General features: G+C 70.9%; 16 protein-coding genes. 1 reads left to right on the top strand and 15 read right to left on the bottom strand.

All coding sequences use genetic code 11. The features are described 5' to 3' along the window. Positions 1 to 11 precede the first annotated feature (11 nt). From rplB to rpsJ, 5 genes are read right to left on the bottom strand one after another with little or no spacing between them, the layout of a single operon-like run. Entirely contained in the window at positions 12 to 851 is an 840-nt protein-coding gene (rplB, locus tag M4I32_RS07405) for a 50S ribosomal protein L2 (protein ID WP_319033844.1), read from the bottom strand. A 25-nt stretch (positions 852 to 876) separates the two neighbouring features. Next, positions 877 to 1,188, bottom strand: a complete 312-nt coding sequence (gene rplW / locus M4I32_RS07410; RefSeq protein WP_319033845.1) for a 50S ribosomal protein L23 — start codon at positions 1,186 to 1,188, stop codon at positions 877 to 879. Continuing rightward, positions 1,185 to 1,844: a 50S ribosomal protein L4 gene (gene rplD, locus M4I32_RS07415; protein WP_319033846.1), complete on the bottom strand. Its 660-nt coding sequence runs from the start codon at positions 1,842 to 1,844 to the stop codon at positions 1,185 to 1,187. The genes rplW and rplD overlap by 4 nt, the downstream gene beginning before the upstream one ends. 4 nt (positions 1,845 to 1,848) lie before the next feature. Then, positions 1,849 to 2,508 carry a 50S ribosomal protein L3 gene (gene rplC, locus M4I32_RS07420; RefSeq protein ID WP_319033847.1) on the bottom strand — a complete coding sequence of 220 codons (660 nt, stop codon included), beginning with the start codon at positions 2,506 to 2,508 and terminating at the stop codon, positions 1,849 to 1,851. A gap of 8 nt (positions 2,509 to 2,516) precedes the next feature. Then, positions 2,517 to 2,825, bottom strand: a complete 309-nt coding sequence (rpsJ, locus tag M4I32_RS07425; protein WP_039403048.1) for a 30S ribosomal protein S10 — start codon at positions 2,823 to 2,825, stop codon at positions 2,517 to 2,519. A gap of 447 nt (positions 2,826 to 3,272) precedes the next feature. Between rpsJ and M4I32_RS07430 the strand changes: the two genes are divergently transcribed. Then, positions 3,273 to 4,847 (top strand): NosD domain-containing protein, encoded by a 1,575-nt coding sequence (locus M4I32_RS07430; RefSeq protein WP_319033848.1) that lies wholly within the window; start codon positions 3,273 to 3,275, stop codon positions 4,845 to 4,847. Between the two features lie 228 nt (positions 4,848 to 5,075). Here M4I32_RS07430 and tuf read toward each other — a convergent pair whose 3' ends face one another. The 10 genes from tuf to M4I32_RS07480 form a co-directional block, all read right to left on the bottom strand. Next, positions 5,076 to 6,269, bottom strand: coding sequence for an elongation factor Tu (tuf, locus tag M4I32_RS07435; protein WP_319033849.1), 1,194 nt, complete (start codon positions 6,267 to 6,269; stop codon positions 5,076 to 5,078). Positions 6,270 to 6,397: 128 nt separating this feature from the next. Continuing rightward, entirely contained in the window at positions 6,398 to 8,509 is a 2,112-nt protein-coding gene (gene fusA, locus M4I32_RS07440; RefSeq protein WP_319033850.1) for an elongation factor G, read from the bottom strand. 143 nt (positions 8,510 to 8,652) lie between these two features. After that, on the bottom strand, positions 8,653 to 9,123 hold the full coding sequence (gene rpsG / locus M4I32_RS07445; protein ID WP_319033851.1) for a 30S ribosomal protein S7: 471 nt from the start codon (positions 9,121 to 9,123) through the stop codon (positions 8,653 to 8,655). Between the two features lie 5 nt (positions 9,124 to 9,128). Then, positions 9,129 to 9,497, bottom strand: a complete 369-nt coding sequence (gene rpsL, locus M4I32_RS07450; RefSeq protein ID WP_319033852.1) for a 30S ribosomal protein S12 — start codon at positions 9,495 to 9,497, stop codon at positions 9,129 to 9,131. A gap of 317 nt (positions 9,498 to 9,814) precedes the next feature. Continuing rightward, on the bottom strand, positions 9,815 to 12,481 hold the full coding sequence (locus M4I32_RS07455) for a S8 family serine peptidase (protein ID WP_413466800.1): 2,667 nt from the start codon (positions 12,479 to 12,481) through the stop codon (positions 9,815 to 9,817). 108 nt (positions 12,482 to 12,589) lie between these two features. Further along, positions 12,590 to 12,979: a hypothetical protein gene (locus tag M4I32_RS07460; protein ID WP_319033854.1), complete on the bottom strand. Its 390-nt coding sequence runs from the start codon at positions 12,977 to 12,979 to the stop codon at positions 12,590 to 12,592. Beyond that, a complete protein-coding gene (locus M4I32_RS07465; protein ID WP_319033855.1) occupies positions 12,976 to 14,358 on the bottom strand; it encodes a DUF5684 domain-containing protein in 1,383 nt (460 codons plus the stop codon). The genes M4I32_RS07460 and M4I32_RS07465 overlap by 4 nt, the downstream gene beginning before the upstream one ends. Next, on the bottom strand, positions 14,355 to 16,916 hold the full coding sequence (locus M4I32_RS07470) for a transglutaminase-like domain-containing protein (RefSeq protein WP_319033856.1): 2,562 nt from the start codon (positions 16,914 to 16,916) through the stop codon (positions 14,355 to 14,357). The genes M4I32_RS07465 and M4I32_RS07470 overlap by 4 nt, the downstream gene beginning before the upstream one ends. Then, positions 16,913 to 18,178 (bottom strand): DUF58 domain-containing protein, encoded by a 1,266-nt coding sequence (locus M4I32_RS07475; RefSeq protein ID WP_319033857.1) that lies wholly within the window; start codon positions 18,176 to 18,178, stop codon positions 16,913 to 16,915. The genes M4I32_RS07470 and M4I32_RS07475 overlap by 4 nt, the downstream gene beginning before the upstream one ends. A 101-nt stretch (positions 18,179 to 18,279) precedes the next feature. Then, a complete protein-coding gene (locus M4I32_RS07480; RefSeq protein ID WP_319033858.1) occupies positions 18,280 to 19,245 on the bottom strand; it encodes a MoxR family ATPase in 966 nt (321 codons plus the stop codon). Positions 19,246 to 19,283: the final 38 nt, after the last annotated feature.

Below are 19,283 nucleotides of genomic sequence, written 5' to 3' on the forward strand. Positions count from 1 at the left end.
TCTGTTCCTACCTACTTGCGCTTCTTGCCGGCGTTGCGACGACGGACGATGAGCTTGTCGCTTTCCTTGTTGGCGTGGCGGGTGCGCCCCTCCTGCTGACCCCACGGCGAGACCGGATGACGGCCACCGGAGGTCTTGCCCTCACCGCCACCGTGCGGGTGGTCGACCGGGTTCATGGCGACACCACGGACGGTCGGGCGGATGCCCTTCCAGCGGTTGCGGCCGGCCTTGCCCCAGTTGATGTTGGACTGCTCGGCGTTGCCGACCTCGCCGATCGTCGCGCGGCAGCGCGCGTCGACGTTGCGGATCTCGCCCGAGGGCAGGCGCAGCTGCGCGTAGGGACCGTCCTTGGCGACGAGACGCACCGACGCACCGGCCGAACGCGCCATCTTGGCACCGCCGCCGGGGCGGAGCTCGATGGCGTGGAGGACCGTACCCGTCGGGATGTTGCGCAGCGGCAGGTTGTTGCCGGGCTTGATGTCAGCGCCGGCGCCGGACTCGATCGTGTCGCCCTGGCGCATCTTGTTCGGCGCGAGGATGTAGCGCTTCTCGCCGTCCGCGTAGTGCAGGAGGGCGATGCGCGCGGTGCGGTTCGGGTCGTACTCGATGTGCGCGACCTTGGCGTCGACGCCGTCCTTGTCATTGCGACGGAAGTCGATCAGACGGTACTGGCGCTTGTGTCCGCCGCCGATGTGGCGCGAAGTGATGCGGCCCTGGTTGTTGCGGCCGCCGGTCTTCGCGATCGGGCGCAGCAGCGACTTCTCCGGCGTCGAGCGCGTGATCTCGGCGAAATCCGAGACCGACGAGCCGCGACGACCAGGCGTCGTGGGCTTGTGCTTGCGAATAGCCATGATTCTCTCGTCCCTATCCCGACCGTCAGCCGACTGCCGTGAAGATGTCGATGGTGCCCGACTTGAGCGTGACGATCGCGCGCTTGGTGTCCTTGCGCTTGCCCATGCCGAAGCGGGTGCGGCGCGACTTGCCGTTGCGGTTGGCGGTGTTCACCGAGGCGACCTTGACGTCGAAGATCTTCTCGATCGCGAACTTGATCTCGGTCTTGTTCGCGCGGGGGTCGACGACGAACGTGTACTTGCCCTCGTCGATCAGGCCGTAGCTCTTCTCGGAGACGACCGGCGCCAGGATCACCTCGCGGGGGTCCTTGTTCAGGGCGCTGTTCAGCGTGCTCATGCGGAGACCTCCTCGGAGACCGTCTTCGACGCGACGAAGGCGTCGTAGGCGGCCTTGGTGAAGACGATGTCGTCGGAGACGAGCACGTCGTAGGCGTTGAGCTGGTCGTAGGGCAGCACGTGCACGTACGACAGGTTGCGGACGCTCTTGACCGTGATCTCGTCGTCGCGGTCGATGACCACGAGCACGTTCTTGGTCGCGTTCACATCGGCGAACAGCGCCGCCGCGGCCTTCGTCGACGGAGTGCTGTCGAGCCCGAGCGACTCCACGATGTGGAGACGCTCGCCACGCGCCCGGTCGCTGAGCGCGCCCCGCAGAGCGGCCGCGATCATCTTCTTGGGCGTGCGCTGCGCGTAGTCGCGCGGCTTCGGTCCGTGCACGATGCCACCGCCGGTCATGTGCGGCGCGCGGATCGAGCCCTGACGGGCGTTGCCCGTGCCCTTCTGCTTGAAGGGCTTGCGGCCGGCGCCCGAGACCTCACCGCGACGCTTGGTCGAGTGGGTGCCCTGGCGTGCCGCGGCACGCTGCGCGACGACGACCTGGTGGATCAGCGGGATGTTCGTCTTGACGTCGAAGACCGCGGCGGGCAGCTCCACGGAGCCTGCCTTCTTGCCGTCGGCGCCCCGGACGTCGAGCGCGAGAGTCGAGTCAGCCATGTGCTCAGGCCCCCTTCACTGCGTTGCGGACGTAGACGATGCGGCCGCGGGCACCGGGGACCGCGCCCTTGACGAGCAGCAGACCCTTCTCGGCGTCGACGGCGTGCACCGTGAGGTTGAGGACGGTCACGCGCTCGCCGCCCATGCGGCCGGCCATGCGCATTCCCTTGAAGACGCGGCTCGGCGTCGCCGAGGCGCCGATCGAGCCGGGCTTGCGGTGGTTGCGGTGCGCACCGTGCGAGGCGCCGACGCCCTTGAAGTTGTGGCGCTTCATCACGCCCGCGGTGCCCTTGCCCTTGCTGGTGCCGACGACATCGACCAGCTCGCCGGACTCGAACACGCCGTCCACCGAGAGCTCCTGACCGAGTGAGTAGTCGGAGGCGTCCGCGGTGCGGATCTCGGTGAGGTGGCGGCGAGGCGTCACGCCCGCGGCCTCGAAGTGGGCCGTGAGAGGCTGGTTGACCTTGCGCGGGTCGATCTGGCCGTACGCGATCTGCACGGCGTTGTAGCCGTCCTTCTCGGGCGTGCGCACCTGAGTCACGACGTTGGGCGCGAGCTCGATGACGGTGACGGGAATGAGCTTGCCCTGCTCGTTCCAGACCTGGGTCATGCCGAGCTTGGTGCCCAGCATCCCCTTCGAAACTTTGGTGTTGATATCTGCCATGGCGAGTCCTAGAGCTTGATCTCGATGTTGACGTCAGCCGGCAGGTCGAGGCGCATCAGGGAGTCGACCGCCTTCGGCGTCGGGTCGACGATGTCGATCAGACGCTTGTGGGTGCGCATCTCGAAGTGCTCGCGGCTGTCCTTGTACTTGTGCGGCGACCGGATGACGCACACGACGTTCTTCTCGGTCGGCAGGGGCACGGGGCCCACGACGGTCGCGCCGGCACGAGTCACGGTGTCGACGATCTTGCGCGCCGACGAATCCAGACCTGCGTGGTCATACGACTTCAGGCGAATGCGGATCTTCTGTCCCGCCATAGTCTGCTCACTCTCTTTCTCGCGTCTTACGACACCGGTTGGATCACCGGGCGCATCGGACGCACGGCGGCGCTCACGCGCCGGGCACTTCTTCCGCCGCGTTCGCGACGTGATGTTGCACCGCTGTTCTTCTGTCAGTCCGCACGCCATTCGGCCCGCGGCATCCCCTGGCCAGGTCGCGATCCCGGGCACGCAACGGCGCCCGCTACCCGCGGTGGTGGGGATGTGTGGATGTTCTGCTGCCCGCGGCCTAGGCTCGGCATCGGAAACGAATTCCTGCGATGCGTCCTATGCACTGCCCTGGCAGTGATCCGGCGCACACTGACGCGGCCACCGGAATGTTGAACCTGATAAGTCTGCCATGCGCCCCTCGATGCGCGCAACCCGGGCGTGTCGCGGCATCCGGCCGTCATCCGTTCGTCATCCGGGGGCCGCTACGATGTGCTCATGCTGGGGGCATATCGGGGAGACGATGATGACGCGCGCGCGCGTGCCGCACGCGGTGCCGACGGAAGCGAGGCGGGGAACGGGCCGCCCTCCGGGAGAGGCCGCCGGGCGCCGTGGGTGGCGCCGGTGGCCGTCGCGGGGGCGTGCGCGCTGGTAGCCGGTGGCATCTGGCTGCTCGCACCCCTGGCGGTGCAGGTGCAGTCGGCCCCCTCGCCCACGGTCACCTCGATCGTCCCGCTGATCACCTCCACCGTTCCGGCCGGCACCTCGGCCGTGCTCGCCGGTCCCGGCATCGACCCGACCGGCGAGTCCGTGTCGACGGACGGCGTGCGCGCCTTCATCGCGAGTCTGCCCGAAGCCGGTGTACGTGCCGTCGAGGTGCCCGCGGGCAGCGTCATCCGGCTCGACGGCACGATCGAGCTGCCCGCCGACACGGTACTGCGTGGCGGCGGCGAGTTGCGCTGGACCGAGGGGATCGCGAACTCCGCGGCGATCAGCGTCGTCGGCGACAACGTCGAGATCTCCGGCGTCACGCTGACCAACCCGAACGAGCTGGGCACGCCCGAGGGAGGCCGCAACTACGGCATCGAGATCAACGCCTCGGACGTGCGCGTGCTCGGCAACCACATCGAGAGCTTCCAGAACGGCGTCGCCGTCCGCTACGGCGGCGAGTACCACGACATCGTCATCTCCGACAACCGCATCAAGGACGTCGTCGGCGCGGGCGGCGGCCCGGATTCCGAGGAGGGCATCGGCGAGGACCGCGGCGACGGGATCGTCGTCTGGGGAGCCCAGGCGACCGTGACGGGCAACATCGTCAACGCCAAACCCGGCACCGACGCCCGGGTCGGCATCCACACCGAGAGCATCACCCTCGACAACGCCGAGGACGCGCCACACTCCGCGGCGATGGTCACGATCAGCGGCAACGTCGTCTACGGGCAGTTCCGCCGGTCGATCGTCAGCGAGAACGTCGCGCACACCACCATCACCGGCAACACCGTGGCCGATGCCACCTGGTGGAGCATCGCCGTCATCCTGCAGTCGCACGACAGCATCGTCAGCGGCAACACCATCCTCTACACCCGCACGTCCGACGACGGGCAGGGGCAGAACTACGACCCGCGCCGGGCGCCCATCATGGTTTACGGAGGCGTGGAGCGCGCGCAGATCATCGGCAACTCGCTGGTCGTGGATGCGGGCGCCGACGCGCGCGCGTTCGTGGTGGTGCAGGGCACCGGCGACCAGGTGCCCACCGACGTCACGGTCGACGGCAACACCGGTGCGACCCAGGGGGGCGAGGTCGAGGACGGCGTGCTGACCGTGGGGCGCACCGCCGGTCTGCGCGTCACCGACAACCGCCTGAGCGGCTTCGGCGGCGTCGGAGCGGCCCTCAGCGACACGAGCGACTACCTCGTCGAGCGCAACGAACTGGTCGGCGCGGGGGCCACGCTCGGCGTCCGCGTCACCGACTCCACCGGCTGGGGGCGCATCGCCGGCAACGTCATCACGGGCGTGGACACGGCGCTGGAGGTTCCGGACAGCGCCGACGTCTCGGACAACCTCACGCCGTAGCGCGGCGGCAGCGGCATCCCGTTGCGGCTGCACTTCTCGGCGCGGGTGCCGTCCCCGCCCCGTTGCGGCTGCACTTTGCGGCGCGGGCGGCAGGAATAACCGCAGCCGAGGCCGGAAAGTGCAGCCACAACGACCGGAGGTGGGGTGGATGCCGGGCGCCAAGGCCCGGGCGCACGACGAAGGGGCCGGGCCCGAAGGCCCGACCCCTGTCGGTGAGTTGAGATCAGCTCACTTGATGATCTTCGTCACCGTGCCGGCGCCGACGGTGCGGCCACCCTCACGGATCGCGAAGCCGAGTCCCTCTTCCATGGCGATCGGCTGGATCAGCTCGACCGACATGTCGGTGGTGTCACCGGGCATGACCATCTCGGTGCCCTCGGGCAGCGAGATGACGCCGGTGACGTCCGTGGTGCGGAAGTAGAACTGCGGACGGTAGTTCGTGTAGAAGGGGTTGTGACGCCCACCCTCGTCCTTGGACAGGATGTACGCCGTGCCCTCGAAGTTGGTGTGCGGCGTGACCGAACCCGGCTTCACGACGACCTGGCCGCGCTCGACGTCGTCACGCTTGGTGCCGCGCAGGAGCAGACCACAGTTCTCGCCGGCCCAGGCCTCGTCGAGCTGCTTGTGGAACATCTCGATACCGGTGACCGTCGTCTTCTGCGTCGGGCGCAGACCCACGATCTCGACCTCGGAGTTGATCTTGAGCGTGCCGCGCTCCGCGCGACCCGTCACGACCGTGCCACGACCGGTGATCGTGAAGACGTCCTCCACGGGCATCAGGAACGGCTTGTCCTTGTCGCGCACCGGCTCGGGGATCGACTCGTCCGCGGCCTCCATGAGCTCCAGGACCGCGTTGACCCACTTCTCGTCACCCTCGAGGGCCTTCAGGCCCGAGACGCGGATGACGGGCGCGTTGTCGCCGTCGAAGTTCTGGCTCGAGAGCAGCTCACGGACCTCCAGCTCGACGAGCTCGAGGATCTCCTCGTCGTCGACCATGTCGGCCTTGTTGAGCGCCACCAGCAGGTACGGGACGCCGACCTGCTTGGCCAGCAGCACGTGCTCGCGCGTCTGGGCCATCGGGCCGTCGGTCGCCGCGACCACGAGGATCGCGCCGTCCATCTGCGCCGCACCGGTGATCATGTTCTTGATGTAGTCAGCGTGACCGGGCGCATCGACGTGCGCGTAGTGACGCTTCGGGGTCTCGTACTCGACGTGCGAGATGTTGATCGTGATGCCGCGCTGACGCTCCTCGGGTGCCGAGTCGATCGACGCGAAGTCGCGCAGCACGTTGGTGGCCGACGGGTACTTGTCAGCGAGCACCTTCGAGATCGACGCGGTCAGCGTGGTCTTGCCGTGGTCGACGTGACCGATCGTTCCGATGTTCAGGTGCGGCTTGGTCCGCTCGAACTTGGCCTTAGCCACAGGGTCCTCCTCAGGACGTTCATGTAGAAGCTCCGGGCACTGGATTGCGACCGGTTCTCTACGGGGATGGTTCTCAGTCTAGTTATGAAATTGTAGGAATCGAATGCCGCGGCATATCCGAAGGCGGACTATTCGCCCGTCTTCTGGATGATCTCCTCGGCGACGTTCTTGGGAACCTCGGCGTAGCTGTCGAACTCCATGGAGTAGACGGCCCGACCCGAGGTCTTCGAACGAAGGTCGCCGATGTAGCCGAACATCTCGGACAGCGGCACGTTCGCGCGCACCACCTTGACGCCCGCGGCATCCTCCATCGACTGGACCTGTCCGCGACGGCTGTTGAGGTCGCCGATGACATCGCCCATGTACTCCTCGGGAGTACGCACCTCCACCGCCATGACCGGCTCGAGCAACGCGGGGCTGGCCTTGCGGACGGCCTCTTTGAAGCCCATCGACCCGGCGATCTTGAACGCCATCTCCGAGGAGTCCACGTCGTGCGCGGCGCCGTCGAGCAGGGTCGCCCTGACGCCCACCAGCGGGTAGCCCGCCAGCACGCCGACGTTCATCGCGTCCTGGAAGCCGGCATCGATCGAAGGGATGTACTCGCGCGGGATGCGGCCACCCGTGACCTTGTTCTCGAACTCGTACACCGTGTCGCCCGTGACCTCGAGCGGGGACAGCGCGAACTGGATCTTCGCGAACTGCCCCGATCCACCGGTCTGCTTCTTGTGGGTGTAGTCGTGCCGCTCGACGGTCTTGCGGATCGTCTCGCGGTAGGCCACCTGCGGCTTGCCGACGTTCGCCTCGACACGGAACTCGCGCTTCATGCGGTCGACCAGGATGTCGAGGTGCAGCTCGCCCATACCGCGGATGACGGTCTGACCGGTCTCGGAGTTCTGCTCGACGCGGAAGGTGGGGTCCTCTTCGGCGAGCTTCTGGATCGCCGTGCTGAGCTTCTCCTGGTCGGCCTTGGTCTTCGGCTCGATCGCGACCTCGATGACCGGCTCGGGGAACGTCATCGACTCGAGCACGACCTGCGCGTCGGAGTCGGAGAGCGTGTCACCCGTGGTGGTCTGCTTCAGCCCGATCACGGCGTAGATGTGACCCGCCGTGACCGAGTCGACCGGGTTCTCCTTGTTGGCGTGCATCTGGAAGATCTTCCCGATGCGCTCCTTCTTGCCCTTGGTCGAGTTGACGACCTGGGCGCCGGAGTCGAGGTGACCGGAGTAGACGCGGATGTAGGTGAGGCGACCGAAGAACGGGTGCGTCACGATCTTGAAGGCGAGGGCCGCGAAGGGCTCCTCGGCGTCGGAGTGACGCTCGATGATCTTGTCTTCGTCCTTCGGGTCGCGCGCCTCGATGGCGGGCACGTCCAGCGGCGACGGCAGGTAGTCCACGACCGCGTCGAGCATCGGCTGCACGCCGCGGTTCTTGAAAGCCGACCCGCACAGCACGGGGTAGGCCTCGCCGGCGATCGTCAGCTTGCGGATCGCGGCCTTGATCTCCTCGGGCGTGAGCCCTTCGCCGCTGAAGTGCTTCTCGAGCAGCGCCTCGTCGGATTCGGCGACGGCCTCGAGCAGCATCTCGCGGTACTCCGCGGCCTTCTCGACGAGATCGGCGGGGATCTCCTGCACCTCGTACTTGGCGCCCATGGTGACATCACCCTTGGCATCGCCCGGCCACACCAGTGCCCGTTCGTAGATCAGGTCGATCACGCCGACGAAGTCGTTCTCGATGCCGATCGGGATCTGCAGCACGAGCGGCTTGGCCTTCAGGCGGTTGACGATCGTGTCGATCGTGAAGTAGAAGTCCGCGCCGAGCTTGTCCATCTTGTTGACGAAGCAGATCCGGGGGACGTTGTACTTGTCGGCCTGACGCCACACCGTCTCGGACTGGGGCTCGACACCCTCCTTGCCGTCGAAGACGGCGACCGCGCCGTCGAGCACGCGCAGGGAGCGCTCGACCTCGACCGTGAAGTCGACGTGGCCCGGGGTGTCGATGATGTTGATCTGGGAGCCCTCCCAGAAGGAGGTGACGGCGGCGGAGGTGATCGTGATGCCACGCTCCTGCTCCTGCTCCATCCAGTCGGTCGTCGCCGCACCGTCGTGGGTCTCGCCGATCTTGTGGTTGACGCCGGTGTAGAACAGGATGCGCTCGGTCGTCGTCGTCTTGCCGGCATCGATGTGAGCCATGATGCCGATGTTGCGGACCTTCTTGAGGTCGGTGAGCACGTCTTGTGCCACGGGATGTCTTCCTTAGCTGTCGATCGGGAGAGGTCGTTTCGTCTCGCGCGTTTCGTCTCGCTTCGCTCGCTCAACGACCGGTTGGGTTTCCGGCCGTTGAGCGAGGACGAAGTCCGAGTCGAAACGTAGAGAGTCGAACGTGGTTACCAGCGGTAGTGCGCGAAGGCGCGGTTGGACTCGGCCATCTTGTGGGTGTCTTCACGACGCTTCACAGCGGCGCCGAGACCGTTCGAGGCGTCGAGGATCTCGTTCTGCAGACGCTCGGTCATCGTCTTCTCACGACGCGACTTGGCGTAGCTGACGAGCCAGCGCAGCGCGAGGGTGTTCGCGCGGTGCGGCTTGACCTCGACGGGCACCTGGTAGGTCGAGCCGCCGACGCGGCGGCTGCGGACCTCGAGGGTCGGGCGCACGTTGTCGAGGGCCTTCTTGAGCGTCGCGACGGCATCCTGGCTGTTCTTCGCCTCGACGCCTGCGAGGGCGTTGTAGACGATCGATTCAGCGAGCGACTTCTTGCCGTCGACGAGGATCTTGTTGACGAGCTGCGTGACGATGGGTGCGCCGTATACCGGGTCGTTGACGACGGGGCGCTTCGGGGCGGGTCCCTTGCGAGGCATGGTGCTTAACCCTTCTTCGCGCCGTAGCGGCTGCGCGCCTGCTTACGGTTCTTGACGGCCTGCGTGTCGAGAGCGCCACGCACGATCTTGTAACGCACACCGGGAAGGTCCTTCACACGACCGCCGCGGACGAGCACCATCGAGTGCTCCTGGAGGTTGTGACCCTCACCCGGGATGTACGCGGTGACCTCGGTGCCGTTCGAGAGCTTGACACGGGCGACCTTGCGCATCGCCGAGTTGGGCTTCTTGGGGGTGGTCGTGTAGACGCGGGTGCAGACGCCGCGCTGCTGGGGGTTCGACTTCAGCGCGGGAGCCTTGGTCTTGACGACCTTCGGCGAGCGCCCCTTTCGAACCAACTGCTGAATGGTTGGCACGTGTTCTCCTTGTAGTGCTGCACGGTGACAGCGTTCGTGTGCTTCTGCCGGATGCCGCGGCATCCGGTTTCACGTCGATCCACCGGCGCGGCACGACGTCAGCCGCGCAGTCGAAAGTGGATATGCCGTGGGGGTGGCCTGTTCGCAGGCCCGTTCCCGATGCGGCGTCCTCGCTCCCCACCGCGTCGTTCACGTTTCAGGACGAAACGTGCCGAGACACGGGAGAGGCGCGTGTGGACGCACACCCGGTCAATGATAGGCGGGCGTGCGGAAGGGGTCAAACCCCGCGTGTGCCCCCTCGGCGCCGACGAGCGCCCTCACGCCCCGCGACGCGCCCGGCGCCGGTGGATGAGCAGCAGCGAGCCCAGGAGCAGCGCGGCGCCGGCCAGCGCCCCGGCGGGGACGGGCTCGGAGCCCGATGAGGCGAGCCGGCCCGACGGCGAGGGGTCCACCGATCCCGACGTCACCGTCACCGGCGCCCAGGCGGCGACCGTGCCGTCGGTGCGCATCGCCGCGACGGCGTGCTCGCCCGCGGGCAGCGACGACGGCACGTCCACCCCGGCGGTCCCGGACGCGCCCGTCCAGACCCATCCGGCGAAGGTCGCGTCGGAACGGAACCACACCGCCATCCATTGGGATGCGGGCAGGCCCGACAGCGTCAGTCGCTCCCCCGCGCGGACGGGGTCGGGCGTCGCCACGAGACCGCCTCGGGCGGCATCCGTGAGCTGATCCTCGGCGGGCGCCGGTCCCGGACCGGCCGGTTCGGCGGGGCGAAGGGTCGTCACGGCGGCGGTCGTCGCCGGCCCCGCTCGCCCGTCGGCGTTGCGCGCGGCCACCGCGACGGTGTAATCGGTCTCGGGCACGAGCCCCTCGAACCGGTGCGCCTGCTCGTCCGCCCCGACGATGACCGACTCGTCGATGCCGCGCCCCGAGATGCGCACCTCGTAGGAGGCGGCCGCCGGCAGCGCCGCCCATGCGACGTCGACCGCGTCCGTCCCCGCCGTGGTCGTGAGACCCCCGACGGATGGCACGTCGAGCACGCCCAGCATCGCCGTCGCGTCGATCAGCCCGGCGCCGAAGACATCCGCGTCGGCGAAGCCGAGTTCCGCGAGCGGGTTGTCCATCGTGGCCGCGGTCCCCCGGGCGGCGGCGAGAAGGTCGTCGGACGCGGCATCCGGATCGTACTCGGCCGCGAGGGCGACGACCGCCGCCGCGTTCGGCGCGGCCGCCGAGGTCCCGTAGAAGCGGTACTCGGGACCGCTCGGGCCCTCGCTCTCGCTGCCGAAGAAGCTGGTGCGCGTGCCATCGACCGAGGTGAGGACGGGCGAGTGATGCGTGATCGGATCCGGCAGCGCCGGCGAGGGAATGGGCTCCATCGCGTCGATCAGGCCGAACAGCTGCGTGCCCGGGCCGAGCGAGCTGAACTCCTCGGTCTGATCGACGTCGTCCCAGTACGCCGCGCCCACCGCGTTGGCGTAGCCGTCCGCCTGGTGCCCGTAGGCCGTCGGACCCACCACGTCGCCCCCGGCCGAGCGGTCGTACTCGCGCTCGAGCATGCCCCCGCCGCCCCCGATCGCGCCGAACCAGACCGGTGGCGGGTCGCCGTCGGCACCGGCCGTGCGCACCAGGACGAACTGGTGCTCGCCCGCCGGGCGTTCCATGGGGGTGAACAGCGCACCATTCGGCGTGACCGCAGACGAGCGCGCGCTCTCGGCGAGCAGCTCGGGATCGTCGCCGTCGCTGTAGAACTGCAGCGTGAAGTCGCTCTCGGTGCCGAAGGCGACCTCGCCCCACCCGAGCACGATCGAGAGGGGGTTGTCGGCGGAGAGCCGGATCGTGTCGGTCGCGTCCTGCCCGGGCCCCGGGTCGAAGTCGAGGCAGTCCCGCGCCTCGCCCTCGCCGATCTCGACCCAGGCGGGGCAGTCCATTGGCCGGTAGGCGTCGGTCTGCCATCCGCTGATGGGGCGGCCCGCGCTGGGCGTGCCGTCCTCGCCGAGCCCCGTCGAGTTGCCGATCGAGGTGAAGTAGGTCACGCCCTGCTGCTCGACCTGGTCGATCGCCCAGGAGATGAAGCCCGGCTGATAGTAGAGCTCGGAGTAGAACGAGATGTCGTCCACGATGATGTCGGCACCCGCCTCGGCCAGGTTGAGTATCGACTGGATCATCGTGAGTTCGCTCTCGCCGGCGGCCGAGAACATCAGCCGCGCGCCCGGCGCGATGCCGTGCACCAGCTGCGCCATCGCACGCCCCTCGTCGCCGCCGTCGCCGTCCTCGAGAACCTCGACCGGAGTGTCGTACCCGCACGGGTTCCCCGGCCCGGGCAGCACCCCGAGGTCCACGTCCTCCTCCGGGTCGGTGGGCGAGGACAGGCTCGCGAACGAGTCCGAGATGATGCCGATCGTCACACCGGTGCCGTCGACGCCGAACCTCTCGCGCGCCTCGGCGCTGCGCAGCGGCCCGTCGGCCTCCACGGGCACCGCACGGCACCCGTCGCCGACCGCGTTCGGCACCCCGGTGTCCGCCGGCATGCTCGTGGCGGCATCCGAGCGGTGCGCCCCGGTGGCTGCGCGCAGGTCGACCGCGACAGCCACCACCTGGGGCAGCGCCGCGACGGCGGCGAGATCCGAGGCGAAGGCCGAGGCGGACACGGCGGATGAGAAAGAGAACGTCGCCCTGATGTGCGCCAGGCGCTCCAGATCCGCCAGGGCCTCGGCGTCGGGCCGGGTGCGGTACTGCACCGTCACCGAGATGCGGCCGTCCTCGTCGGCCTGCAACGAGCCGGCGCCGGATGCCGGGAGGCCGATCTCGGCCGCCAGGTCATCGGGATCGTCGCCGATCTCGCCGGCGAGCAGGGCGAGTCTCTCACTGAGGGGCCGGGGGGCCGTGGGCTCGTCCTCCTCGGTCGACGCCGCGGCGGGAAGCGCCGCCGCCATCACGAGCGCGAGACCTGCGCCCACCGAAACGACCTTCGCCCACCACGTCATGCGCGCCACTTCCTGTTGTCCTCGCGTCAGGCTAGTGGGCCGCACGGTCGCGATGCACATCGGCGGATGCCGTCGCCGGCATGCACACCGCGCGGCTGTCCGCCCCGCTCAGACGGCGAACACCAGTGCCGCCCAGGCGACGGCGAGAAGCGCGGTCGCGCCCACCGCGCCCGCCACGACCGCCGCGAGCCGGCGTCGTGCGACGGCGCGCAGCGAGCGGTCCGCCGCCGCACCGTCGACGATCGGACCGCCGCCGAGCGCCCCTCCGCCCGACGGCGGACGACGGCGTGCGGCCGGGGTGCCGGGGCGCCCGGCGCGGGTGCCGGACTCGCCGACACCCGGCGCGGACTCGATGAGCCGGTGGCGGGACGCGGTCGGCGCCGGCGTGACCGCGACCGGCGGGACGCTCACCACACCGCGGCGCTGCGCCTGCCTGCGCCGGGCGACGGCCGTGTCATGCGGGTCGTCCTCGGGGTCCGTCCCGACCCCGTCGGTCATGGCTGCTCCCGCGTGATCCGCACCTCGGCGTCGCCGAGCAGGAACCTCTCGGTGACCGGATGCGGCACCCCCGGCGCCACGTCGATCTCGTCATCGCCCTCGGCGAGGAGGATGACCCCGTTCGTCGAGCCGAGATCCGTGATCGACCAGCCTTCGTCGGTGCGGTGCAGCCGCGCATGGGTCTTCGAGACCGTGCGGGTGTCGTCGTCGAGGGCCACGAGCTGTGCGCCGGGGAAGGCCGCGTCGGCGATGGGACGCCGCCCGAGCACGACCACCTCGGCGCTCAGCCGCACGGGCTCTCCCTGCGGGGGCACGAGCGACCAGACGACCCGGCGACGCGCGCCCACGATCGTGCGGTCGAACGCGTCGTCGTCCGCGGCGTCGGCGGCGCGGTGCTGCGCCGAGACGGAGGCGCGTGCAGCGCGCGGCTCGCCGAGGACGGGCGCCGCGGCGTTCGCGGACACCTCGACCGAGCTCTCGGCCGACAGCTCTTCGCGCGGGGGATCGGCGGCGGCATCCATCCCCGGCACGGCGCGGATCGGCGCGGCCGGCGGGGGCGGCACCGGAACGCCGTCGACGACGGGAAAGGTCTGGGTCCACGGCGCCCGATGGGCGAACGAGGACCCCGTCTCCTCGGCCACGACGGCGGCGGCGGCCTCGGCCTGCTCCCGCCGCATGCTCGAGCGGAACGCGGGGGCGGGCGGCACATCCTGCGCGCTGCCCGGGGCACGGGACGGCGCGGCGGCCGAGGACGTGTCCGGCGTCGCCGTGGACGCGGGCGCCGACTCGGACGAGGGCTGCGGCGGGAGCGGCGGAGCCGGGCGGGGTACCACCGAGGGATAGCCCGCCACCGTCGGCGCGGGCGGACGCGGCGGGAGGTCGGGGCCGCCCGCCACTCCGTGGGCGCCGAAGACCGAGTGGCCCGAGGCCGCGGCGCCGCGGCCCGGGGCGAGGCGCCCTTCGAGATCCGGGACGGGATTTCCCCGCCGCACGGCGCCCCCACCGTCGGCGCGAGCGCGCTCGTCGCCGATCCACCGCGACGGTCCCCAGCCCAGCACGCTCGCCCACGCGGGGAACACCAGCACGGCCAGCGCCGTCATCCCCCCGCCGTGGCCGAAGGCGCGCCCGATGCGCCCCGCGACGAGCGCGATCACGACGACCCATCCGACGACGGGCACGAGCAACCCGAGCACGATCCAGCCGGAGTAGCCGGCCAGGCGGGCCAGCGCGACGAGGTTGAGAACAGGCACCCACGCCTGCCAGGCGGGGCGGTCGGCCTTGCGCAGCACCGCCGCGAGCGCGAGCGCCGTCCAGACGTACACGATCGCCCCCACCGACACCGTGAGAACAGGGAACAGGATGACCTCCGCGACGCTCATGATGACTTCGCGGCGTCCGCGGGACGCCGCCTCCTCCTTCCCGATCCGCCCTCACTCCGCCCGCGCTCCTCGGTCTGCGACGGCACGAGCAGGCGCGTGAACGATCTCAACGATACGGCGGCGCGCGCCCGATGCCAGAGGCTTTCGGCGGCGCGCATGCCGGAACGCTCGGCATCCACCAGTCGCCAGACCGCCGCGGCGTCGGCCGGGGACGGGGGCAACGGCGCGAAGACAGCGCGATCCGCGCGCTCGGCGAGCGTGCGAGCGGCGTCGGATGCGTGCAGCTCGGCCACCTGCGCGCGGGTGCGGCCCCCCGGCACCGGGCGACCGTGGTCGGCCGCCGCGTCGGCGTACTCCTCCCACGCGCCGACGACGACGCCCGTCGGGTCGGCCGCCTCCCGGCGGGAGCGTCGCCGGAGCGCCTTGGCGAGCAGAACCGTGGCGAAGGGCGCGGCGAGCACGGCGAGCGAGAGCAGGGCGATCCCCGCCACGCGCGCGACGCGCCACAGCGCCGCCGCATCCCACGCGGCCGGGTCCTCGTCGGCCGCCGCCGTGGTGTCCTGCTGCTCCGGGTCCGGGGGGACGACCTGCTCGGCACCCTCCGGCCGCACCTGCGTCGGGTTCTCCGGGTCGCGCTGCCGGGTGCGATCGGCGACCGCGGGCTCGTCCTGCTGCGGCGTCGCGTCGATGGCGATCCACTCCCCGTCGGCGGTGAGCACCTCGGCCCAGGCGGCGATGTCCGATCCCCGGCAGGTGCCCTGCTCGCAGACGGGCAGCGCCTCGTCCTCGGTCAGGCGTGTCCCCACGACGACGCGCGCGGGAAAACCGAGCTCCTGCGCGAGAAGAGCGGCGGCCACGGCAAACTGCTCATCGTCGCCCGGCGCCGCGACGAGGGACTCGTCGGCGCCCCCCTCGCGCGCGTCGTCCTCCCGCTCGAGCAGGGCGCGGAACAGCGCGTCGATCCGGGCGAGCGAATGCCCCGCGGCGCTCGGCTGGAAGACGGTCGCTCCGCCCTCCGCGAGCCAGGCGGGTGGGTCGTCCGGGTCGATGTGCACGGCGTGGCTGAGGTATCCGCGCTCGCGGAGGAGAGCCACGACCTGTGCCAGAGCGGCGCCGTCGGTGCCCGTGACGTGACGCTCGAGCCAGACCCGCAGCGACTCCGGGGCCTCGACGGCGCCGGGCACCGCGCCCGGGCCGACCGGCGCGGTCGCCTCTTCGAGGGCGGATGCCGGGGGCACGACGCCCGTCAGCCGATAGACGTCCCCGGCACGCACGCCGCCCTCGGCCACCTGGATGCCGGCGGCCGCAGCGCGGCTGTAGTAGAAGCCGTCGGCGAGCGCGGCGGGGCGTGCCCCCGCGAATTCGATGCTCGCGAGCCGGCCGAGCGTCGGCATCCAGATGCCGTCGAGTCCGTCGATCGTCACGGTCGCCTCGAAGGGCTCGGACGCGGCGGCGTCGACGTCGATGAGCGAGGGCACCCGCAGGTAGCGGCCGTCACCCTCGCCGTCACCGGCGCGGAAGACCACCCCGTCGTACGCGTCGAGCGCGGCCAGCCGCACCCGGTCGGGCGTGCCCGCGACGACATCCACGCGGAAGAGCACCTCGTCGTAGCTCGCGTCGGCGAAATTGCCCCGGTACTGCGCCAGCGGGCTGACGACGTCGGTGAGCGAGATCTGCGGGCCCACCCCCGAGCGCAGCACCGTGCGCTCCTGCTCCCCGGCGGCCGCGGGGGCCACGATCGCCCCGACCGCCACGGCGGCCACGACCATCGCCGCGCCGAGCGCGAGGCGCCGTGCGTCGGAGGGTCGCCGCGACCGCGAGACCCGCACGCCGCTCGTCGAGGCGGCCCGGCGGAGTGTGCGCGCGCGTTCCTCGTGCGCCTGCCAGGCGAGCCAGGCCAGAGAGGCGACGAGGCCGAGGGCGCCCGTGGCGGTCTCGACGGGCGCCGAGACCACGAGCGGACCCACCGCCGCGTCTGCGCTGACCTGGGTGCGTCCGAACAGCAGGCCGAAGCCGACCATCGCGAGACCCACCACGACGGCGGCGGCCGAGACGGGCGGCCGCCGCCATGCCAGCAGCAGGGCCGCCGTCACGCCGACGAGGAACACCAGGAGGGCGGGCACGAGCAGGTTGCGGTATTCGCCCACCGGCAGCGTCACGGTCAGCAGGTCCTTCCAGGCGGTCACGGCGCCGCTCAGAACGTCGAGCAGACCGGCCGCCGCATCACCGGGCGACCCGAGGCGCGACGGGACGGCGAGCGGGACGCCGAGCACGAGGACCGCGCCCGTCACGACGACCACGACGGCCCACCCGGGCCACCGCAGCAGCCGGGCGGCGACGGCGATCAGCGCTCCCGTGGTCGCGGCCACGATGACGAGCACCACGAACGCGACCGAGCGGTAGATCGGCCAGGCGGCGAGCGCTGCCAGAGCCGTCACCGTCGCCACATACAGGACGCCTGCGACGATCCGTGCCCGCGGGTCGTCGCGCCTCGACCCCGCCGAGCGCCCCCGGGGGCGCTCGCGCCTGCCGCCGGCCCGCGTCTGGTCGGAGCTCATGCCGCCGCCCTCCGCAGCATCAGCTGGACGAGGTCTTCGAGCAGGCCGATCGTGAGCACCGACATGCCGCCCGTGGACTGCGCGCGCGGATGCGCCCGCTCGTCGCAGCGCACGGCGACCACGGCGGTGTCAGAGTGGAATGCCAGCGCCGCGCGCCGCACGCGGGCGGCGCTCACCCGCGACCCGCACACGACGAACGCGATCGACAGCGCCGGTTTGGACTCGGCGGTCAGCGCGCACACGCTCTCGACCGGCATCGTGTGCTCCCACGTGCGCACGTCGCAGAACCCGTCGAGGAGGGCGCGCGGCGACGCGGCGGAGATGTCCTGGATCGCCCGCAGACGGTCGCGCACGATCCTCGGGATCTCGGTGCCCGTCACCACCTCGAGGTCGCGGCCGTCCCGCACGGCCTGCGCTCCCAGCGAGGCGGCGGCGCTGACGGCGAGCTCGAACTCGTCCGCGTCGGCGTACTCCTCGGCGGCGAGGCCGAGCACGACCGCGATGCGCGAACGACGCGTCTCTTCGAACTGCCGCACCATGAGCCGACCGGTCTTCGCGGTGGACTTCCAGTGGATCTGGCGGCGGCTGTCGCCCGGGACGTACTCGCGGATCGCATGGAACGACATGTCGGCGTCGACGAGCCGCCGGGTGGGCCGGCCCTCCAGGTCGCGCACGAAGCCCGCGCTGGTGGACGGGATCGCGACCGTGCGCGGGTGCACGTAGATGCGGTGCACGCCCTCACCGCCGTGCTCGCGACGCAACAGGCCGACCGGGTCGCTGCGCACGCTGGTCACGGGCCCGACCGTCACGATCCCTCGCCGCAGGGCGGGGATCCGCAGGGGCTGGGCGACGACGTGCCCGGGTCGCAGCAGCGGCACGCCGAGCTCGATCAGGCCGTCGCCCACGGGCAGGTCGAGGCGCCCCGGCAGCCGCGTCGTCCGCGCCCGGTTGCGGATGCTGACCTCGCCCTCGGCGTCGTCGCCCGCCACCACGCGCTCGTGCGCGAGGGTCAGCCGCACGTCGTAGGCCCGGGCGCCGAACAGGAACGGGAGCGCGGCGAGCAGGAGCAGGATCGAGGCGGCGCCCGCGACGATCCACTCGACCCAGCCGAGCGCGAGACCGACCGCGGTGCCGATCGTCGCCGCGCACAGCACGAGCGCTCCCGCGGCGGTCAGGGTCTGCGCGGTCCACAGCAGCGCGGCGCCCAGGCTCTCGCGCAGCATCCGCCAGACGCGCGTGAGCCCGACGACCGTCGCAACCATGCGCGGGTCCCGGGAGGCGCGCGTGACGTGCGTGCGCGCTGTCGCCCCCGAAGCCCCCGAAGCGGACGTCGTGCGTGGGAGAGAGGATCCGGGCGAAGAGGTCACGGAGCCTCGCGCTGCGTGGGCGGGGGCACATCGAGCAGCACCTGCCCGATGACCGCCTCGGGCGTCACGCCGTCGAAGTCGGCCTCGGGGTGGAGGATCAGACGGTGCGCGAGCACCGCGACCGCGAGCGCACGCACGTCGTCGGGGGTGGCGTACGTGCGACCCTGCGAGGCCGCGCGGGTGCGGGTGGCATGCGTGAGGGCCAGCGCACCGCGGATGCTGACCCCCAGCCGCACCTGGTCGGCAGTGCGGGTGGCGTCGACCAGGCGGGCCACGTAGTCCAGCACGAGCGCGTCGACATAGACCTGGGCGGCCAGCTCCTGCATCCCCACGAGCGCCCGCGCGGCGATGACGGGCGCCAGCAGCTCGGTGCCGACGGCCGCCCCGTCGAGGATGCGCACGGTCGCGGCGTGATCGGGATAGCCGAGCGCGGTGCGCAGGAGGAACCGGTCGAGCTGGGCCTCGGGCAGCCGGTAGGTGCCCGCCTGCTCCACGGGGTTCTGCGTCGCGACCACGAGGAAGGGCTCACCCACCGGGCGGCTCACGCCGTCGACCGTCACCCGGTGCTCCTCCATCACCTCGAGCAGGGCGGACTGGGTCTTGGGACTGGCCCGGTTGATCTCGTCGGCGAGCACGATCGTGGCGAAGACGGGGCCGGCGTGGAACGCGAAGTCGCCGCTCTTCTGGTCGTACACGGTGATGCCCGTGATGTCGCCGGGCAGAAGATCGGGCGTGAACTGGATGCGGGAGTGCGTGCCCTCGACGGACTGCGCGAGAGCGCGCGCGAGCGAGGTCTTGCCGGTTCCCGGCACGTCCTCGAGCAGCACGTGACCACCGCTCAGCATCGCCGTGAGCACCAGCTCGACGACGTGGCGCTTGCCGAGCACGGCTCGTTCGACGTTGTCGGCCAGCCGATCGAACGTCTCGTGGAACCAGGTGGCCTGTTCTGCCGTGAGTGTCATCGTCGCGGTGCTCTTCTCGCTGTCGCGGTGGTCATGGG

The organism is Microbacterium sp. LRZ72, from assembly GCF_033792225.1.
GTDB lineage: Bacteria > Actinomycetota > Actinomycetes > Actinomycetales > Microbacteriaceae > Microbacterium.